General features: G+C 67.3%; 19 protein-coding genes and 1 tRNA gene. 6 read left to right on the forward strand and 14 right to left on the reverse strand.

Features of this window, described 5'->3' with window-relative positions; translation table 11 throughout:
* Positions 1 to 73: 73 nt before the first annotated feature.
* The 11 genes from QO058_RS06215 to QO058_RS06265 form a co-directional block, all read right to left on the reverse strand.
* Complete coding sequence (locus tag QO058_RS06215; protein ID WP_110488895.1) at positions 74 to 460, reverse strand: response regulator; 387 nt, start codon at positions 458 to 460, stop codon at positions 74 to 76.
* Positions 461 to 571: 111 nt separating this feature from the next.
* Positions 572 to 1,678 carry a chemotaxis-specific protein-glutamate methyltransferase CheB gene (cheB, locus tag QO058_RS06220; RefSeq protein ID WP_284171094.1) on the reverse strand — a complete coding sequence of 369 codons (1,107 nt, stop codon included), beginning with the start codon at positions 1,676 to 1,678 and terminating at the stop codon, positions 572 to 574.
* Positions 1,678 to 2,271, reverse strand: coding sequence for a chemoreceptor glutamine deamidase CheD (locus tag QO058_RS06225; protein ID WP_284171096.1), 594 nt, complete (start codon positions 2,269 to 2,271; stop codon positions 1,678 to 1,680). Before QO058_RS06225 ends, cheB begins: the two co-directional genes overlap by 1 nt.
* Complete coding sequence (locus tag QO058_RS06230; RefSeq protein ID WP_284171097.1) at positions 2,268 to 3,119, reverse strand: CheR family methyltransferase; 852 nt, start codon at positions 3,117 to 3,119, stop codon at positions 2,268 to 2,270. Before QO058_RS06230 ends, QO058_RS06225 begins: the two co-directional genes overlap by 4 nt.
* 22 nt (positions 3,120 to 3,141) lie before the next feature.
* A complete protein-coding gene (locus QO058_RS06235) occupies positions 3,142 to 5,091 on the reverse strand; it encodes a methyl-accepting chemotaxis protein (RefSeq protein ID WP_284171099.1) in 1,950 nt (649 codons plus the stop codon).
* A 75-nt stretch (positions 5,092 to 5,166) separates the two neighbouring features.
* Positions 5,167 to 5,670, reverse strand: a complete 504-nt coding sequence (locus QO058_RS06240; RefSeq protein WP_284171100.1) for a chemotaxis protein CheW — start codon at positions 5,668 to 5,670, stop codon at positions 5,167 to 5,169.
* A 3-nt stretch (positions 5,671 to 5,673) separates the two neighbouring features.
* The gene (locus QO058_RS06245) at positions 5,674 to 7,947 is read right to left on the reverse strand and encodes a chemotaxis protein CheA (protein WP_284171102.1); all 2,274 of its coding nucleotides are present in this window, start codon (positions 7,945 to 7,947) and stop codon (positions 5,674 to 5,676) included.
* A gap of 8 nt (positions 7,948 to 7,955) precedes the next feature.
* A complete protein-coding gene (locus QO058_RS06250) occupies positions 7,956 to 8,315 on the reverse strand; it encodes a response regulator (RefSeq protein WP_126109519.1) in 360 nt (119 codons plus the stop codon).
* A 7-nt stretch (positions 8,316 to 8,322) separates the two neighbouring features.
* Positions 8,323 to 8,604: an STAS domain-containing protein gene (locus QO058_RS06255; protein WP_284171104.1), complete on the reverse strand. Its 282-nt coding sequence runs from the start codon at positions 8,602 to 8,604 to the stop codon at positions 8,323 to 8,325.
* Between the two features lie 115 nt (positions 8,605 to 8,719).
* Complete coding sequence (locus QO058_RS06260; RefSeq protein ID WP_110488886.1) at positions 8,720 to 9,187, reverse strand: response regulator; 468 nt, start codon at positions 9,185 to 9,187, stop codon at positions 8,720 to 8,722.
* Positions 9,188 to 9,254: 67 nt separating this feature from the next.
* On the reverse strand, positions 9,255 to 10,709 hold the full coding sequence (locus tag QO058_RS06265) for a methyl-accepting chemotaxis protein (RefSeq protein ID WP_284171106.1): 1,455 nt from the start codon (positions 10,707 to 10,709) through the stop codon (positions 9,255 to 9,257).
* A gap of 164 nt (positions 10,710 to 10,873) precedes the next feature.
* Here QO058_RS06265 and QO058_RS06270 point away from each other — a divergent pair, with 164 nt between their 5' ends.
* The 6 genes from QO058_RS06270 (at position 10,874) to QO058_RS06295 (ending at position 15,921) form a co-directional block, all read left to right on the forward strand.
* The gene (locus QO058_RS06270) at positions 10,874 to 11,749 is read left to right on the forward strand and encodes a LysR substrate-binding domain-containing protein (RefSeq protein WP_284171108.1); all 876 of its coding nucleotides are present in this window, start codon (positions 10,874 to 10,876) and stop codon (positions 11,747 to 11,749) included.
* A 144-nt stretch (positions 11,750 to 11,893) separates the two neighbouring features.
* Entirely contained in the window at positions 11,894 to 13,078 is a 1,185-nt protein-coding gene (gene metC / locus QO058_RS06275; RefSeq protein ID WP_284171110.1) for a cystathionine beta-lyase, read from the forward strand.
* Positions 13,079 to 13,168: 90 nt separating this feature from the next.
* On the forward strand, positions 13,169 to 14,188 hold the full coding sequence (locus tag QO058_RS06280; RefSeq protein ID WP_284171111.1) for an amino acid ABC transporter substrate-binding protein: 1,020 nt from the start codon (positions 13,169 to 13,171) through the stop codon (positions 14,186 to 14,188).
* Positions 14,189 to 14,265: 77 nt separating this feature from the next.
* Positions 14,266 to 14,712 carry a hypothetical protein gene (locus tag QO058_RS06285; protein WP_284171113.1) on the forward strand — a complete coding sequence of 149 codons (447 nt, stop codon included), beginning with the start codon at positions 14,266 to 14,268 and terminating at the stop codon, positions 14,710 to 14,712.
* 181 nt (positions 14,713 to 14,893) lie between these two features.
* Positions 14,894 to 15,493, forward strand: coding sequence for an NAD(P)H:quinone oxidoreductase (wrbA, locus tag QO058_RS06290; RefSeq protein ID WP_284171115.1), 600 nt, complete (start codon positions 14,894 to 14,896; stop codon positions 15,491 to 15,493).
* A gap of 149 nt (positions 15,494 to 15,642) precedes the next feature.
* Complete coding sequence (locus tag QO058_RS06295; RefSeq protein WP_284171117.1) at positions 15,643 to 15,921, forward strand: GNAT family N-acetyltransferase; 279 nt, start codon at positions 15,643 to 15,645, stop codon at positions 15,919 to 15,921.
* 46 nt (positions 15,922 to 15,967) lie between these two features.
* Here QO058_RS06295 and QO058_RS06300 read toward each other — a convergent pair.
* The 3 genes from QO058_RS06300 to QO058_RS06310 form a co-directional block, all read right to left on the reverse strand.
* Positions 15,968 to 16,043: transfer RNA gene (locus QO058_RS06300), tRNA-Ile, on the reverse strand.
* A 103-nt stretch (positions 16,044 to 16,146) separates the two neighbouring features.
* Positions 16,147 to 16,785 (reverse strand): ferric reductase-like transmembrane domain-containing protein, encoded by a 639-nt coding sequence (locus tag QO058_RS06305; RefSeq protein WP_284171119.1) that lies wholly within the window; start codon positions 16,783 to 16,785, stop codon positions 16,147 to 16,149.
* Complete coding sequence (locus QO058_RS06310; protein WP_284171120.1) at positions 16,766 to 17,290, reverse strand: peptidase associated/transthyretin-like domain-containing protein; 525 nt, start codon at positions 17,288 to 17,290, stop codon at positions 16,766 to 16,768. The genes QO058_RS06305 and QO058_RS06310 overlap by 20 nt, the downstream gene beginning before the upstream one ends.
* Between the last annotated feature and the right edge of the window lie 144 nt (positions 17,291 to 17,434).

A 17,434-nucleotide genomic window follows, 5' to 3' on the forward strand; every position in this document is an offset into this window, starting at 1 on the left:
ATATCCGCGAGCGGAAACGAAAACGCCCCGGCGCGGGTCGGGGCGTCGATCGTTCGCGAGGGGCGCCGGCCACTCAGCAGGCCAGAACCTTCTTCACGCGGACCTCGAGATCGCGCAGCTCGTAGGGCTTTACGACATAATGGTCGGCGCCGTTGGTGGTCGCCTCGTCCATCTTGTCGACCGAGCGCTCCGAGGTCGCCATGATGATCTTGATCTGGTTGAGCTCCGGCACCGAGCGGATGGCGCGCAGGAGGTCGATGCCGCTCATCCCGTCCATGTTCCAGTCGAGCAGCAGCAGATCGTAGCGCTTGGTCTGCATCTTCATCAGGGCCTCGCGGGCGTTCTCCGCCTCGTCGATGTCCTGGAACTCGATCTGTTTGAGGAAGTAGGTCGCGAGTCCGCGCATGCTCTTCTGGTCGTCGACCACGAGGATGCGGTACTCGCTTCTCGCCTTGGACATGGCACTCTCCCTGGCATCGGACCGAAAAGTGGATTCCACTTTTCGGAGGAATCCGATGCGATAACAATGTGATAGATCATCGTGACCGCGTCCGTTCGGACGCGCGATGATCTACGCGGTGCGCTGCTGCGGGCGCTCGCCCAGCAGTCCCGCGATGGCGCCTCCGATCTGGTCGAGCGGCACGACCCGATCAGCGGCGCCCAACTCGAACGCGGCTTTCGGCATCCCGTTTACCACACAGGTCTCGCCACTTTGGATTAACGTCGCAGCACCGGCTTTGCGCATGGCTAACAAACCGTCAGCGCCATCGCGGCCCATGCCGGTCAGCAGTGCGCCGATCGCATGGCTGCCGAGCGAGCGGGCCACCGAATGAAACATCACGTCGACCGAGGGGCAATGTCCGCTGACCAGCGGCGCGTCCTTGAGATGGCAGATGAGCTCGCCGCGCCGCTCCTCGATCTCGAGATGCTTCAGCCCGCCCGGCGCCACCACCGCCATGCCCGGGCGCAAGCGCTCGCCATCGGCGGCTTCGCGCACATCGAGCCCGGTCGCTGCTGAAAGCCTCGCCGCGAACTTGGCCGTGTAGCCGGCCGGCATGTGCTGGACCACGGCGATCGGCAGGCGCAGATGCGCTGCATCGCGCATCACGGTCTGCACCGCCGGCACGCCACCGGTCGAGGCGCCGATCGCGATCAGCGAGACCTTGCCGTGGTTGGCCGGCATATGCACCGCGACGGGCCGGGCCGGAGCGCTCTGGGGCCGCTGCTGCGTGACCATCTCCTTCGCAGCCGCCATCAGGCGCCGGCTGGCCGAGGCGCGCTGCAGCGCCGCGGCGACATGCTTCATGAAGCCTTCGAGCGTATGCGTCGCCCCGTCCGGCTTTTCGATGAAGTCGATCGCGCCGAGCTCGAGCGCCTGGATAGTGTTGTCTGCACCCGGCCCGCCAAAGGCCGAGACGATCAGCACCGGCAGCGGGTCCTGCTTCAGCACCCGGGCCAGCAACTTGAGCCCGTGACGGCCCGGCAGCTCCATATCGAGCGTCAGGATGTCGGGCCGCAGGTCCTGGATCGCATCCCAGCCCTCCTCGGCGCTGCCGGCGACACCGATCACCTGGAAGCCCGGCGTCGAGTTGACGATCTGCGTCATCAACTTCTGCATCAGCACGGAATCGTCGACGACGAGGACTTTGACCGGGCCGCCGGAGGTCAGCATGCTCATCACCAGATCTCCACTTCGCCGGCAACAGGCTGGGTCTTGAGGCGGTTGAGATAGGCCATTTCCTGCTCGCGCTCGGGATCGCGCGCCGCCTGCTGGACATGCTGGACCCAGGCGCGCCCGGTCGCGGGCTGGTAGTGGATCCGGCGCGAGCGCGTGCCGCCGACATCCCTGGAGACGACCGGGATGCCCTCGCGGGCGAGGAAGTCGTTGACGAAGATGATATTGCCCTCGCCGATCGCCAGCATGGTAGCGCCGGAGAGCACGCGCGCACCGCCGAAGACCTTGGCCTCGAGCTGGCCGCGCCTGGCACCCCGCTTCAACAGACCGTTGATCAGTACCTCCATGGCGGTATCGCCATAACGCTCGCCGGCATGGGTATCAGTGCCGCCATTGTTCTTGGGCAGCAGGAAATGATTGAGCCCGCCGACGCCGATCTGCGGATCGCGCATGCAGACCGAGACGCAGGAGCCGAGCACGGTGGCGACGATCTCGTCCTTGGCCGCGGTAATCTCGTGCTCGCCCGGCGCGACGGTGATGATGGTGGCGTCGAAGCGCTGATCGAAATAGCGCCGTGAGGATCGGTTCAGGCTCATGGCGTGCGCTCGTAGATCGTCCGGCCGATCAGCCGCAATTGCGGGTGTGGCTGGGGCAGTGATTCAGAATGGCCGAGATAGAGGAAGCCGCCGGGCTGCAGTAGCGCGACGTAGCGGTCGAGGATCGCGGCCTTGGTCGGCGTGTCGAAATAGATGAAGACGTTGCGGCAGAAGATGACGTCGAACGGCCCCTTCATCGGCCAGTTCTCGATCAGGTTCAGCCGCTTGAACGCGATCAGCCGCTTGAGCTCTTCGGCGATACGCGCTTCGCCGCGCCCGTTCTGGCCTTCCAGCTTGAGCAGCGGGCGTAAGTCCGCCGGCAGCCTGTCGAACTGCTCGGTCGGGTATTGCCCGGAGGCTGCCCGGTCGAGGATGTCGGTGTCGATGTCGGTGGCCAGGATCTTGAAGTCGAGATCGCTGCGATGGCCGATCACGTCGCGCGAGATCGCCGCGGCGCTGTAGGGCTCCTCGCCCGACGAGCAGGCCGCCGACCAGATCCGGATGCGCCCCCGGCGGCCAGCCCGCTCCTGGATCAGGCGCGGCAGCACATCCTTGCGCAGATGGTCGAAATGGTGGCGCTCACGGAAGAAGGCGGTGTGGTTGGTGGTGACCGCGTTGATCAGCTCCGGAATTTCATCCACTGCCGACGCGGTACGCAAATAGGCGCAGTATTCCGCGATCGAGCCGAGGCCCAGTACCTTGACCCGGCGCGCCAGCCGCCCGCGCGCCATTGCCTCCTTGTGCTCGCGGATGACGATGCCGGCATGCTCGTAGACGAGCTTGGCCACAAGGGCCATGTCGTCCCGGCTGAGCGTGGTGTCCGACTGGACGGTTTGAGGCGCAAGCATGCTTCGGCCTTGGCGATAAGAACTAGAACTCGGCCCACTCGTCCTTCCGCCCTCCGCCGGCGACGCGGCGGCGCGGAGTGACGGGGCGGGATTCGGTGGAATGGGTGTCCTGGCGGGCGGGCAGGCGCCGCGGCTCGGTCGGCGCATTCGCGGCGGCCGGGCGCTGCCAGCTCGGTTCGATCGGAGCCGGCCGCGCCTGGACCGGCGCCCTGCCCAGCTGGAAGAAGCCGGCGAGCTCGCGCAGCGCCTGTGTCTGCTCGGCGAGGTTCGCAGCCGAGCCGGCGCTCTGCTCGGCCAGCGCCGCATTCTGCTGGGTCGCCTCGTCCATCGTCGCGACGGATCGGCTCATCGCTGCGATGTCGGTCGCCTGCCCGGCGCTTGCCTGCGAAATCTCCGCGACCGTCGCCGAGACCTGTTCCACCGCCGTGACGATACGGCCGAGCGTCTCGCCGGTCCTGCGCACAAGGCGCACCCCCTCGGCGACCTCCGCGTTGGAATTGGCGATCACGCCCTTGATGTCCTTGGCGGCCGTGGCCGAGCGCTGTGCCAGCGTGCGCACCTCGCTCGCGACCACCGCGAAGCCCTTGCCGGCATCGCCGGCCCGGGCCGCTTCCACCGCGGCGTTCAGCGCCAGCAGATTGGTCTGGAAGGCGATGCCGTCGATCACAGAGACGATCTCGGCGATGCGCGCCGAGGACTGCTCCATCCGCCCGATCGCGCCGATCGTCTCGGCCACGGCCTCCTGGCCGCTGCCGGCGACCGCCATCGCCTCGCCGGCAAGCGCAGTCGCGGCGCGCGAACGGCTGGCGCTCTGTCCGATCGAGACCGCGAGCTGGCCGGTCGTCGCCGATGTCTCTTCCAGGCCGGCAGCCGACTGCTCGGTGCGGCCGGCGAGGTCTTCCGCACCGGCCCTGATTTCCTCGGCCGTCGCGGCGACCTGTGCCGTTGCCACCTGGATGCCTGAGACCGTCTGGGTCAGCCGCGCCAGCGTCTGGTTGAGCCCGGCCTTCAGCTCGCCGAGACGGCCATCATAGCTCCCGTCGACGCGGCCGGTCAGGTCGCCCTCGTTGAGCCCTGACAGAACCGCCGCGAATTCGTTTGTGGCAGCCTCGACGATCGTATTGATCTCGTTGATGCCTTCGGCGATGCGTTGCAGCGCCTCCGGCTTGCCGGCGAGCGGCACGCGCCGGGAAAAATCGCCCCCGGCGGCGGCCGCGACGACTGCCGCAACCTCATCGGCGGCACGCAATTCCTCGGTCAGCTCGCGCCATTCGATCGTCGAGCCGAGCCTCTGGCCGCCAGGCTGCGTCATGATGGTCAGCGTCAGCGCGACCATGCGCCGGCCTAGCGGCACGCGCATGGTGCGGGCTTCGGGGACGCCTTGCGGACCGGCGAACAGCTCAAGCACCTTGCCGAGCATGTCCTTGGCCGAGACGCCCGGGAAGGCGGCGCGGAAATCCTCCTGCGCCCCGCTGAAGAAGCTCAGCAGGGACTTGTTGACGTAGACGACACGGTCCTGCGCGTCGCAGACCATGATGCAGGTGCGGCAGCCGTCGAGCGCGGCACGGATGCGCCCAGCCTCGATGGAACTCTCCTGGACCTGGCGCAGTGCCCGCGAGAGCTGGCCGATTTCGTCGCGGCGGGCGAATTCCGGCAGGTCGCCGGGCACCCCTTCGCTGAGCTTTTCCATGCCCTCGCGTAGCGCCGCTACCGGCCGCGTCAGCGAGCGGGCCGCCAGCCAGCCGAGGCCGGCGGCGATGGCGAGGCCGGCGGCGCCGAACGGTAGCGCCAGACTTGCGAGGCCCGCCAACGTCGCCTCGGCTTGCTGGCTGGACAGGCCGAGGGCACCAAGCCGGGCCGCCGCGCTCTGTTGCACGGCAAATGCAACGAGCCCGCCCGAAACAGCAACGCCGCCGGCGAAGAGCGCCGGCAGCTTGACCGATAGTTTCGAGAGGACGCCCAGTTGGCTCATCGGCTCGTTGTCTCTCAAGCGATCGAACTGATCTCTGGCCTGTCGGCTGGGCGCTGCCGGCGGGCCATCGGATGGTCAGGCGACGCGCAGTTGCTTGTCCTGGTTGTCACCGCCGTCACGGATCACCGCCGCAAGGTCGAGCAGGGCGACGATCTCGGTGTCGAGCAGGACGAGGCCTTCGATCAGCCCGTGCTCGTCGCGCTCGAGGTCCGGCGCCGGACGCACCGCGCTGACCGGCACGTCGACGATGTCGGAGACCGAGTCGACCAAGAGGCCGGCGGTCTTGTCCTCGACATCGACGACGACGATGACATGAGTCGCGGTGGCATCCGTGCTGCCGAGACCGATCGCGGTGCGCAGATCGTAGACCGCGAGGATCACGCCGCGCAGGTTGAGCACGCCGCGCACATGCGGGGCTGCATGCGGCAGCGGCGTCGTCGCCTGCCAGCCCTTGATCTCGCGGACCATGCCGACATCGATGCCGAAGGTACGGTCGCCGACCCGGAAGGTGACGATCCGGCGCGCCGCGGACTCAGGCTGCGCCGAGGTGAAGTGCTTTTCGCTGAGCTGCAGGGACATGGTTCATCCAGCCAGTTTGAGTTCGGGAACGGGTTGGCGGACGCCCGATGCGGCCACGCGCAGCATCGAGTCGACATCGAGAATGAGCGCGACGAGACCGTCGCCCAGGATGGTCGCAGCGGAGGCGCCGTTGACCGTGCCGTAGTTCGACTCGAGGCTCTTCACCACGACCTGCTGCTGGCCGACGATCTCGTCGACGGCGATGCCGACATTTCCGCCGCGCTCGGTCTCCGCGATGATGATGATGTTCTCGTCGCGCGTGCCGGCCGAGCCCATCACGGCCCCCAACCGGTGGAGCGGCGTGATCTCGCCGCGCCAGCGCAGCACTTCCTGGCCGAAGGTCAGGTGCTCTATCGGCGTGTTGGCGAGGTGCTGCGTCTCGATCACGCTGGCGATCGGGATGACGTAGCGGTCGTCGCCGCAGCGGATCACCATGCCTTCGAGGACGGCGAGCGTCAGCGGCAAGGCGAGCGTGAACTTGCAGCCGCGACCCGGCTCGGAATCGACGCTGATGCGGCCGCCGAGCGATTCGACATTGCGGCGGACGACATCCATGCCGACGCCGCGCCCGGAGATGTCGCTGACCGCGTCCGCCGTCGACAGGCCCGCGGCGAAGATCAGCTGATCGATCTCCTCCGGCGCGAGCTTCTCGTCCGCTCCGACAAGGCCGCGGGATTTCGCCTTGGCCAATAGCCTGTCGCGACCTATGCCGCGCCCGTCATCGGTGACGCTGATGACGATGCGGCCGGCGCGGTGCTCGGCGATGAGCCTGATCGTGCCTTCCGGATGCTTGCCGGCGGCGATGCGCTCCTCCGGCGTCTCCACCCCGTGATCCATCGAGTTACGGATCATGTGGGTGAGCGGATCGGCCAGCTCCTCGATGATGGTCTTGTCGACCTCGGTGTTCTCGCCTTCGAGGACGAGCTTCACTTCCTTGCCGAGCGTCTGCGCGAGTTCGCGCACCAGGCGCGGCATGCGTTGGAACACAGCCTTCACCGGCTGGGCCCGCACCGCCATGACGTGGTCCTGCAACTCGCGCGTCTGACGCGACAGGGTCAGGATGCCCTCGGCGGTCTTGGCATAGACGTCATAGGGCAGCGAGCGCACGCATTCGACCAGCATGGACTGGGTGATGACGATCTCGCCGACCAGGTTCATCAGCCGGTCGATCCGATCGAGATCGACACGGACGCTGACCGCCTGGCGCTGGCGGGCGGCGGCGGCATCGTTGGCGGCGGGCCGCACCGGCGCGCGCGGCGCCGCCGGGGCTGCGGCCACAGCGGCAGCCGCGACCGGAACCACGGCAGCGACGGGCTGGATGTCGGGCTGCGGCGCGGCATCGGCGCTCGGCCCGAGCCGGGCAAGGATCGCCGACAGGTCGGCAGCGACGCTTTGCGGCACCTCTGCCGGCGCGGCCGGGTCAGCCTCCGGCTCGGCATCTGTCAGCACCTCGACCTCGAACTCCTCATTGGCGAGGGTGAAGTCGAATTTCGAGACGATTTCCTCGGCCGACAATGCCGTCCGCAGCATCACCTCGAAGCGCATATGGCAATCGGTGACGTCGAGCGTCTCGAGCGGCGGGACGTGGCTGAGATCGCAGGCGACCGAGACGATCTCCTCCGCCGGCAGGATGCCAATCGCCACGCGCGGCTCGATCACCCGGCGGAACAGGTCGGCTTCCGGCGTGATCTTGATGCGGACGTCATGGCCGAGCCTGCGGACCGGCGCGGCGGCAGCGGGCTCGTCGTCCCAGCCGTCATCGGCCTTCGCGGGCGCGGCCGGTGCCGGCGCGCCCATCTTGGAGTCGACCAGGGCAAGGAGATTGCCGAGCGCGGCGATGCCGGGTGGTGCATCGGCCGCGGGAGCGGCCGGAGCCGGGGCAGCCGATGGGGCCAGCTTGGCCTGCCCGACCTGCTCGAGCGCCGCGAGCAGATCGGAGCGCACCGGCGCGACCTCGTCGTTGCGCGCAGCGTTGACGAGATCGGAGACCGCGTCCGAGCAGCGCAGGAACAGGGCGAATGGCGCATCCCCGAGCGCAACGCGGCCCGAGCGCAGATGGTCGAGCGCCGCCTCGAAGACATGTGCGAAGCCGACAAGGTCGGTGCAGCCGAAAGCGCCTGCGCCACCCTTGATCGAGTGGATGGCGCGGAAGGCGGCGTTGACGTCCTCGGGATCGCTCGAGCCTTCATCGAGCAACTGGAGCTTCTGCTCCAGCGCGCCGAGGAGTTCCTCGCACTCCTGGAAAAAGGTCTGCTTGAGTTCCGCCAACGGATCCATAGACCGCCTCAGTTCTGGTAGCGCGCGACGAGGCCGAGCAGGGTGTTGGGTTCGAACGGCTTGACCATCCAGGCGCTGGCGCCGGCACGGCGGCCTTCCGCCTTGATCTCGGCGCCGTTCTCGGTGGTCAGCACGATGATCGGCGTGTTCTGGCCCGCAGCCCGCGCGCGGCAGGCGCGCGTGAATTCGATGCCGTCCATGATCGGCATATTGAGATCGGTGATGACGAGGTCGGGCTTGAACTGGTCGAAGCGCACCAGCCCTTCCTCGCCATTCTCCGCTTCTGCGACCTCATGACCGGCATTGCGCAGCGTCATGCTGAGCAGGCTGAGCAGGGTCTTGGTATCGTCGATCGCGAGAATCTTCATCGCGGGGTCACTCCAGAACGAGAGCGCTTTGGGCCGGGTTGAACCCGATCGCCTGAAAGGACTGGCGGCATTCGTCGGACACCGCCTTGAGCGTGACGCTGAGCCCACGCGCCTTGGCGCTGGTCGCCGCCGCATGCATCAGCTGGATCCACAGGCTCGGGAACGGACCGGCCTCAGCGCATTCGACTGCGATGCTTTCCTTCTGCTCCAGCGCGACGAGGAGCTGATTGCGGAACGCAGCAGCCTCTGATCGACCGAGGAAAGGCGGAAGGGAGACGGTGATGACCACGACGGCGCGCCCTGTGATTGGTGACTAGGCAGAATCTGCACGATTAGTAAAAATTTCACTAAGCTGGCGCTGCCGCGGCAAGGATTGTGACCATTCCGGGGCAACAATTCCTGCTTCAGAACAGGCTGTTGCTGATCGCGCGCGGCACCAGCGTGATGGCGCCGTTCGCTTCCTTGTACTTGCGCGGCACGTTGATGATGCCGGACAGGTGCAGCCAGAGATTATTGGGCGAGATCGGCTTCACGATGATCTCGTGCGCGCCGAGCTTGGCGGCCTGCACCACTGAGCGCCGGTCGGGCTTCTCCATCATCACGAGCACCGGCGCCTTGGCGAAGGGCGAGGTCTTGAACGAGCGGATCGAGGCCAGGCATTTCAGGCTGTCGCCATCGGGCAGGTCCCAGTCCAGCATCACGATGTTGGGCTGCTTCTGGATGAAGGTCGTCGCGGCGGTGGAGAGATCGGCCGCCTCGAAGACGCGCTGGAGCTGCGCCTGGTAGAGCATGGTGCGGATGATGCGCCGATAGTGCGGGCTGGGGTCGATCAGCAGCACCGAGAGGTTGGGGAAGGATGGCGCGATATGCATGTCGGCAACTCAAAACCCGTACTCAACACGACATTGGAGACGACCGCTCCGGTTCCCGTACCGCCTCTCAGACGCTGAGCCCGAACCGGACCCCGCCCCAGTGGCGGCCCCGGACGAAGATCGGCGCCGACAGGTCTTCCATCACCAGAAAATTGCCGCCGCCCATGTCGCGCCGGTAGGTCTGGAGCAGGAACGGTTTCTGGTTGCGCGCGGCAGCGAGCCCGGTGCGATCGTTGAAAATCCGACGGTTGCGGCAATTGGCGTTGTTCCAGACCGGGTCCGATCCCTGCGGCTGCGAATATTTGCGGTTGTGCGTCGGCAGGTAGCCATTGCGATCGATGGCCGCGCAGAAGACGATGCGCTTGTTCACCGTCAGCAGTCTCTCCTGCACCGGCGGCAGCAATCGGTCGGTCAAGGCCGTGAAGCGGCTGAGGAACTGCTGGGGATCGCTGCCAGGGACCGGTCGATAGGCTTCGTCGAACAGCTCGGCCAGGCCGACCTCGCCCTTCGCGACAGCCTGCTCGAACAGGTCCGATATCGTCGCCGCCGCCTCGACGGCGATCTCGATCATGTCCGATTGCGGCGTGCGCACACCCGAGCCAGCGATCGCGCCCAGGATCGCCTCGCTGGTCGAAACCAGCGACGCCCCTCGCCGCGCCGCGACCTCGAGGTTGCGGCCGGACTGGTCGACGCCGGCAACGAGATCCCTCAGCTCGTCGCCGACCTGTGCGAAGGCGACGGCGTTCTCGCGTGCAGGGATCGAGATCGAGTCGATCTCGCCGATCAGCCCGACCACCGAGCGGCCGAAATGGTCGAGCTCGCCGATCTGTTGCGAAATGCCCTGGCTCTCTTCGCTGGCGCGCCGAGCTGCCTGCGCATTCGCCTTGCTCTGCTTCGCCAATTGGTCGACGGTCGCGACCAGCGCCTCGAGCTGCTTGGCACTCGCTGAGGTGGCGTCGCGGGTCTGCTCGGCAAGCTGCTTCACCGCCGCGGCGATGACGGCAAAGCCGCGGCCAGCGACACCGCTGCGCGCGGCCTCGACGCCGGCATTGATCGACAGCAGCTGGATTTCGCGCGTGATCGTCTGGATCGCTTCGCTGGCCTCGCGGACCTTGTGCGCCCGGCTCACCGCCTCGCTCAGCGCCTGCGAAATCGATTGGGCACCGTCGGACAGTTCGGCGATATCGTTCTGCGCCGCGTTGAGGCCCTGGCGGACCGCACCGGTGACACGTTCGAGCCCGCTCTTGACCACGGACGCCGCCTCCTGGGCGGCCTCGGCGGAGTGCTGGATCGCCTTGTTGGAGCGCGACACCTGATCGACCGAGGCGACCATGCGGTGCAACCCGTCTGTCTGCCTGTCGAGCTCGGCATTGACGTCGCCGATACGGCCGGACATGTCGGTGATCTCGGCGCTGAGCTTGCCGAAACGCTCGGCGATCTCGCGCACCGCGCGTGACGCGGCCTCCGCCCCGGGCGCATCCTCATTGGCGGGATCAGGCAACTTCAGGGCCTGGGCGTGCATTTACGCTGCGCATCCATGTTGGAGTTCTGCCAAGCGAACCTAAAGGAATGCGGTAAATCCGCCGTTAATGGCGCGGATGCTCCTTTAAGACCTATCGCGTGCGGTTTCCTCGGCCCGGCGCCACGACTAGGCTGCCGGCGGGACGACAGCCTGGGACGCACCGCTTGAACAGCCGACAGCTCGAAACCTTCGCCGCGGTGATGAAGGCCGGCACGATCTCGCGCGCCGCCGAGCTCCTCGGCGTCACCCAGCCCGGCGTCAGCCGCGCCATCGCCGAGCTCGAGCGCTCGCTCGGCTTCATGCTTTTCGATCGTATCCGCAACCGCATCGTCGCGACGCCTGAGGGCAAGCTGTTCTACGCCCAGGTCCAGGCCTCCTTCCTCGGCATGGACACGCTGCGCGCCACCGCCGCCCGCATCCGCGACCACGGTGCCGGGCAACTGCGTGTCGGCTCGCTCTCGGCGCTCGGCTCCTCGCTGGTACCCCGGGCGGTACGCCGCTTCCGCGACCGGCGCCCGGACATCGCGGTGACGCTGATGGTCCTGCCCTCGCGCGATGTCCGCGACGGCGTCGCCTCCGGTGCCTTCGACATCGGCCTCGCCGCCGACGAGATCGACACATCCGGCGTCCTCCACCAGCCCTTCGTGCAGCCACGCGCGCTCTGCGCAATGCCGCTCGGCCACCCGCTGGCCGAGAAGGAACTGATCAAGCCGGCCGATCTCGATGGCGTCCCCTTCGTCGCCTATGTCCCGGAAGACCGCGCCCGCCAGCGACTCGACCGCATCTTCGCCGAGGCCGGCGTCAAGCCACGCATCGTCGTCGAGACCATCTATGCCGCGACCGTCTGCGCCCTCGTCGCCGAAGGCGTCGGCATCGGTCTGGTCAGCCCCTATGCGGTCGCCGGCGCCGATCCGTCGCGGCTGGTATTGCGGCCCTTCGAGCCGGAGGTGCAGAGCCGCAGCCTGCTGATCCTGCCGCTCGACCGGCCGAAATCCCAGCTGGTGCGCGACTTCATCGACTGCCTGATGGAAGTCCGCTGACGCGCATTCCGTTCGGCCGAAATCGGTCGAACGACAAGAATTCGCGCAAGACCAAAAGCTATAACATTGCGGCATCGAGCCATAAGTTTTCGCTGATAGCCGGCAGGGCGCCGTGGAGGGAACATGCCCTTCAAAGGAGCCCCCATGCACGACACCACCCGCAGCGTTCACCATCCGGCCGTCAACGAGGACGGCTATGCCAGCCTGACGGTGCCGACCCACCGCGCCTCCACCATCGTCTACCCCGACGCGGCGAGCTTCTTCGCCCGCAAGCATCGCGGTTTCGACGGCTACACCTATGGGCTGCACGGCACACCGACGACGCGCACGCTGGAGGCCCAGCTCACGGCCCTGCATGGCGGTGTGCGCACTGTGCTCGTTCCCTCCGGTCAGGCGGCGGTCACCATCGTCATGCTCTCGGTGCTGCTGCCCGGCGACAAGGTGCTGATCCCCGATCAGGTCTACCAGCCGGTGCGCAGCTTCTGCGAGGAGTACCTGAAGCCGCGCGGCATCGACTACGCCGTCTACGACCCGCTGATCGGCGCCGGCATCGCCGGGCTGATCGACGAGCGGGTCAAATTGGTCTGGGTCGAGTCACCGGGCTCGAATACGATAGAAGTGCAGGACGTGCCCGCCATCGTGAAGGCGGCGAAGGCGAAGGGCGTGCTCGTCGGCTGCGACAACACCTGGGCGACGCCGCTGATCTTCAAGCCGCTGGCGCACGGCGCCGACTTCGCCTGCGAGGCGCTGACGAAATATGTCGGCGGCCACTCCGACCTGCTGCTCGGCTCGATCACCGTTGCCGATCTCGGCTTGCGTGAGAAGCTGAAGGAGACGCTGCGCGGTTTCGGCGTCGGCGTCTCGCCCGACGAGTGCCAGCTCGCTCTGCGCGGCCTGGAAACTCTGGCCCTGCGCCTCGCCCATATGGGCAAGGTCTCCGAGGATTTCGCCCGGCGTCTCACCCGCTCGCCCGCAGTCGAGACGGTGCTGCACCCGGCCCTGCCCTCCTGCCCCGGTCATGAATTCTGGAAGCGCGACATGGGCCGCTCGTCGGGCGTGTTCAGTATCGTGCTGAAGCCGGTGCCGCACGCACTATTCGAGGCGGCACTCTCGGCGCTCGAGGTCTTCGCCATCGGCGCCTCCTGGGGCGGCACGCGCAGCCTGATCGCGCCCTTGGCTCCGGAAGGCGAGCGCACCGTCACCCCCTGGCCACATCCGGGACCGGCACTGCGCATCAGCATCGGCCTCGAGGACCCGGACGACCTCTGGAACGACTTCGACACGCTGCTGGTCGCGCTCGAACAGCCGGCGGCCGCCAAGGTCGCCTGAGACGGGAAGACGACAGATGACGAACGCGGCGGGGCACGCCTCCGCCGCGGCGGGAGAGCTTTGCCTGAAAACAACAACAGGGGATCGACGATGAAACGGATATTGCTTCGCCTCACAGCCGCATTCGCGCTCGCCGCCGGTTTCGCGGCACCCGCCGGCGCCGACACGCTCAAGATGATCCGCGACCGAGGCAAGATCATCTGCGGCACCAGCCCCGGCGTCGCCGGCTTCTCGACCCAGGATGCCAATGGCCGCTGGCAGGGTTTCGACATCGACATCTGCCGGGCGCTCGCCGCCGTCATCTTCAACGACACCGAGAAGGCCGGCTTCGTCTCGCTGACTTCGAAGGATCGGCTGATCGCGCTGCAGGCCGGCGAGATCGACGTCCTGCCGCGCACCACCACCTGGACGCTGTCGCGCAATGCCAGCCAGGGCGTCACCTTCACCACCGTCAACTATTATGACGGCCAGGGCTTCATGGTCTCGAAGAAGCTCGGCGTTTCCTCCGCGGCTCAGCTCGGCGGCGCCTCGGTCTGCGTCGCGCAGGGCACGACCAGCGAGCTCAACCTCGCCGACTACTTCCGCAAGCTCGGGATGAAATACGAGGCCGCCGCCTTCGGCACCTCCGAGGAGGCGCTCAAGGCCTACGAGTCCGGCCGCTGCGACGCCTACACCACCGACATCTCGGCCCTCTCGGCCGTCAGGATGAAGCTGCAGGACCTCGACGAACACGTCATCCTGCCGGAGGTGGTCTCGAAGGAGCCTCTCGGCCCCTGGGTACGCACCGGCGACGAGACCTGGTTCAACCTGGTGCGCTGGACCGTGCTCGCCTTGATCAACGCCGAGGAGCTCGGCATCACCAAGGCCAATGTCCAGGAGATGCTGAAGTCCTCGAACCCCGAGGTGAAGCGCTTCCTCGGCCTCGACGGCAAGATGGGCGAGGCGATGGGCGTCAGCAACGACTGGGTCGTGCGCATCATCTTAGCCGTCGGCAATTACGGCGAGAGCTTCGAGCGCCATCTCGGCAAGAGCTCGCGCCTGCAGCTCGCACGCGGCCCAAACGAGCTCTGGAGCAAGGGCGGCATCCAGTACAGCCCGCCATTCCGCTAGGCGGCGCGGCGAGCGCACGGAACTGCCGGGCTTCCCGGCAGTTGTAGACTCCGTTGCATCACCAAGGAGTACTGACCGTGCCCGCCATCAAATCCCTCTTCGCCGGCGCTGCTGCGCTCATGCTGGTTTCCGGCTCCGCCATGGCCCAGCCGCGCACGCTCGGCCCGCAGACCGGCACGGTCAAGATCGAGCAGATCTCCGTCGCCTTCATCGCCTCCGGCGAGCTCGGCGGCGGCACCTTCACCTATCGCGGCCGCTCCTATCCGATCTCGGTCGGCGGGCTCGGGATCGGCGGCATCGGCGCCGCGCGCGTCGTCGCCAGCGGGCGCGTCTACGGCCTGACAACCCGCAACGACCTCGCCGGTCCTTATGTCCAGCTCAAGGAAGGCTGGGCAGTTGGCCGCGCCGGCCAGGGCCGTGTCTGGCTCAAGAACGACAAGGGCGTGACCCTTAGCCTCGACACGCGCCGCCAGGGCCTGCAGGCCACGATCGGTGCCGACGGCGTGGTGATCGCGTTCAAGTAGGCGAGACCACCGATAGTAAGGCACTCAATGGCGGCCGGGCAGATGCTCGGCCGCTTTTGCTATCGGCTCCCGCTCGCGCGTCCGGATTGTCGCGCTCGTGAATGGACGGGCGCTCTCGTACGCTCAACTTGAGCTGCCTGACCTCTCCGATCCGACAACTGGCCCGAGAAGGATGATTCCGATGACGAAGGTTCTGGTTCTCTACTATTCCAGCTACGGCCATATCGAGACGATGGCGCAGGCTGTCGCCGAGGGCGTGCGCGAGGCCGGCGCCGAGGTGGTGATCAAGCGCGTGCCCGAACTCGTCCCTGAGGAGGTCCCCCGCAAATCCGGCTTCAAGCTCGATCAGGCCGCGCCGATCGCCACGGTCGACGAGCTCCCCGATTACGACGCGATCATCCTCGGCGTGCCGACCCGCTTCGGCAACATGCCGGCGCAGATGAAGAACTTCCTCGACCAGACCGGCGGCCTCTGGTTCCAGGGCAAGCTGGTCGGCAAGGTCGGCAGCGTCTTCTCCTCGAGCAACACCCAGCATGGCGGCCAGGAGAGCACGATCCTCTCGACCCACACCGTCCTGCTGCATCAGGGCATGGTCATCGTCGGCCTGCCCTATGCCTTCCAGGGTCAGATGATCATGACGGAGATCAGCGGCGGCTCACCCTATGGCGCGAGCACGATCGCCGGCGCCGACGGCTCGCGCCAGCCCTCCGAGAACGAGCTTGCAGGCGCCCGCTATCAAGGCCGCCACGTCGCCGGCATCGCGGCAAAGCTCGCGGCCTGAAGGCTCGGATCGGCGCAGCGCGCCTGCCCGGCATCGCTGCGCTCGCCGCCTCGATGCCGGCCTGCCTTGCCGAGTACCGCGCCGCTGCTCCAGACTGCCGTTGATCAAGCGTCCGCACCCGCGGCCCACGACTGAAAGAGGATGATCCGATGGATACCGGAGTCGTCGACCGGCCCGACCAGAACCGTTTCGAACTCGCCGTCGGCGACGAACTCGCCCTCGCCTATTACCGGCTCGACGGCGACCGCGTCGTGCTGACCCACACCGAGGTTCCCCAGGCGCTGTCGGGCCAGGGCGTCGGCTCGCGGCTGGCCAAGGGCGTCTTCGAGCAGATCAAGGCCTCGGGCCGCAAGGTCGTGCCGCGCTGCTCCTTCATGGCCGGCTGGGTCAGCCGCCATCCGGAGTATGACGATATCGTCGTGGGGTGAGCGGCGGCACTCCGGCTCGCCGAGCCGTAGCCCGCAGAGCGAAGGCTGGTGGGCCGGGCCGGACTCGAACCGGCACCGGCGCTGTTATGAGCAGCGAGCTCTAACCATTGAGCTACCGGCCCGCAGCACGCCTAGCATCCGGGCGGCGAGGCGTGCAACGGCTTTGCGGCGAACCTGGGAATTGTCAGCCGGGAAGTCACCGATCCCATCCGCAATTGCATCGGGCTAGGCGCGCTGCAGATTGCGGCGCCGGCGCAAGGGGCCGAGGACATTGATCTCGAGAGCGCCGACCGTGGTCGCAGCCAGCGCGGCGATGCAGACCATGAGCTTCGAGATCTCCTCCATCGCGCCTTCGATCAGGATGGCGTGGACCACCCCGGCGCTGACGATCGCCACGGCCAGCACGCTGTGGGCGATGCGCCAGTTCCGATGGGAGAGGCGCAAGCGCCGGCGCGTCGCGGCGAGGAGGGCTGTGAGGACGAGGCACCACAGGCTGATCACGCCGTAGAGCGAGAACGGCGTCGGCGCGACCAGCAGCAGCGCATCCATCACGTCCTCGGGGCTATAGGCATAGAGCGCCCCGATATGCAGCGCGACTGCGGCAACGATCGCGATTCCGCCCCAGCGATGCCAACGCAACCCGCGCGCGGCCGGCATGAGAACCGGAGCGGTGGCGGTCAGCAGCGGCTGCACGAACAGCAGGCTGAGCGCCACGACGCCGGCCATGCCGCCGATGACCCAGAGGAACTCGCGGCCGCGCTGCAGCGGGCTTACCGCCGCCGCGACCACGGGGATGGTGGCGACGGCCGCGATCGCCAGCCAGGCGATGCGCCGTCGGCTCTTGTCAGCTCGACTTGCCGGCATTGCCCGCGGCGGGAGCGAGGACGAAGTCGACGGCCATGCTCTTGTCGTGGCGGCTGTTCAGCACCGGCCGCAGGAACAGGGTCGCAAAGCCGGGATCGTCATAGGCGATATGGATATGCGGCTGGCCGAACTGCGGCACGATCGGCGAGATATCGAGCCGATAGCGGCCGTTCGCGTCGGTCATGACGCTGCCGCGATTGCTCGGCTCGCGCTCGCCGCCACGATCGGTCGCCGCCCAGATCTGGATGCGGAGATTGCGCAACGGCTCGCCGCTACCGGCCTTGCGCACGATGCCCGACGCGACGAAGCCGGTTCCGAGGTTCTCGACCAGAGGCGCGCCCGGCATGTAGTTGTTGGCGCCGCCGGGCATCGTCTGGGTCGGAGCATGAACGCCGGTCTGCGCGCTCGCGGTAGCAAGATGTCGTGGCAGCAGGCCGACGACGCCCGCAGAAGCTGCGCCAAGGAGCAGGATCCTGCGGTTGGGATGGATGATCGTCACGGTCATGATCTGATCCTCGCCATTTTCATCTGACGTCAGGAAAGACTTTGGGCGGCATGGCCGGAGGCAGCCACGGGCCTCCGCCCGACGCATCGTCTTGTCTGTCCCATCTAAGAAGCCGCGGCCGGCGAAGTCCATCGGCTGGGCCAT

It is taken from the genome of Bosea vestrisii (assembly GCF_030144325.1).
Classification (GTDB): domain Bacteria; phylum Pseudomonadota; class Alphaproteobacteria; order Rhizobiales; family Beijerinckiaceae; genus Allobosea; species Allobosea vestrisii_A.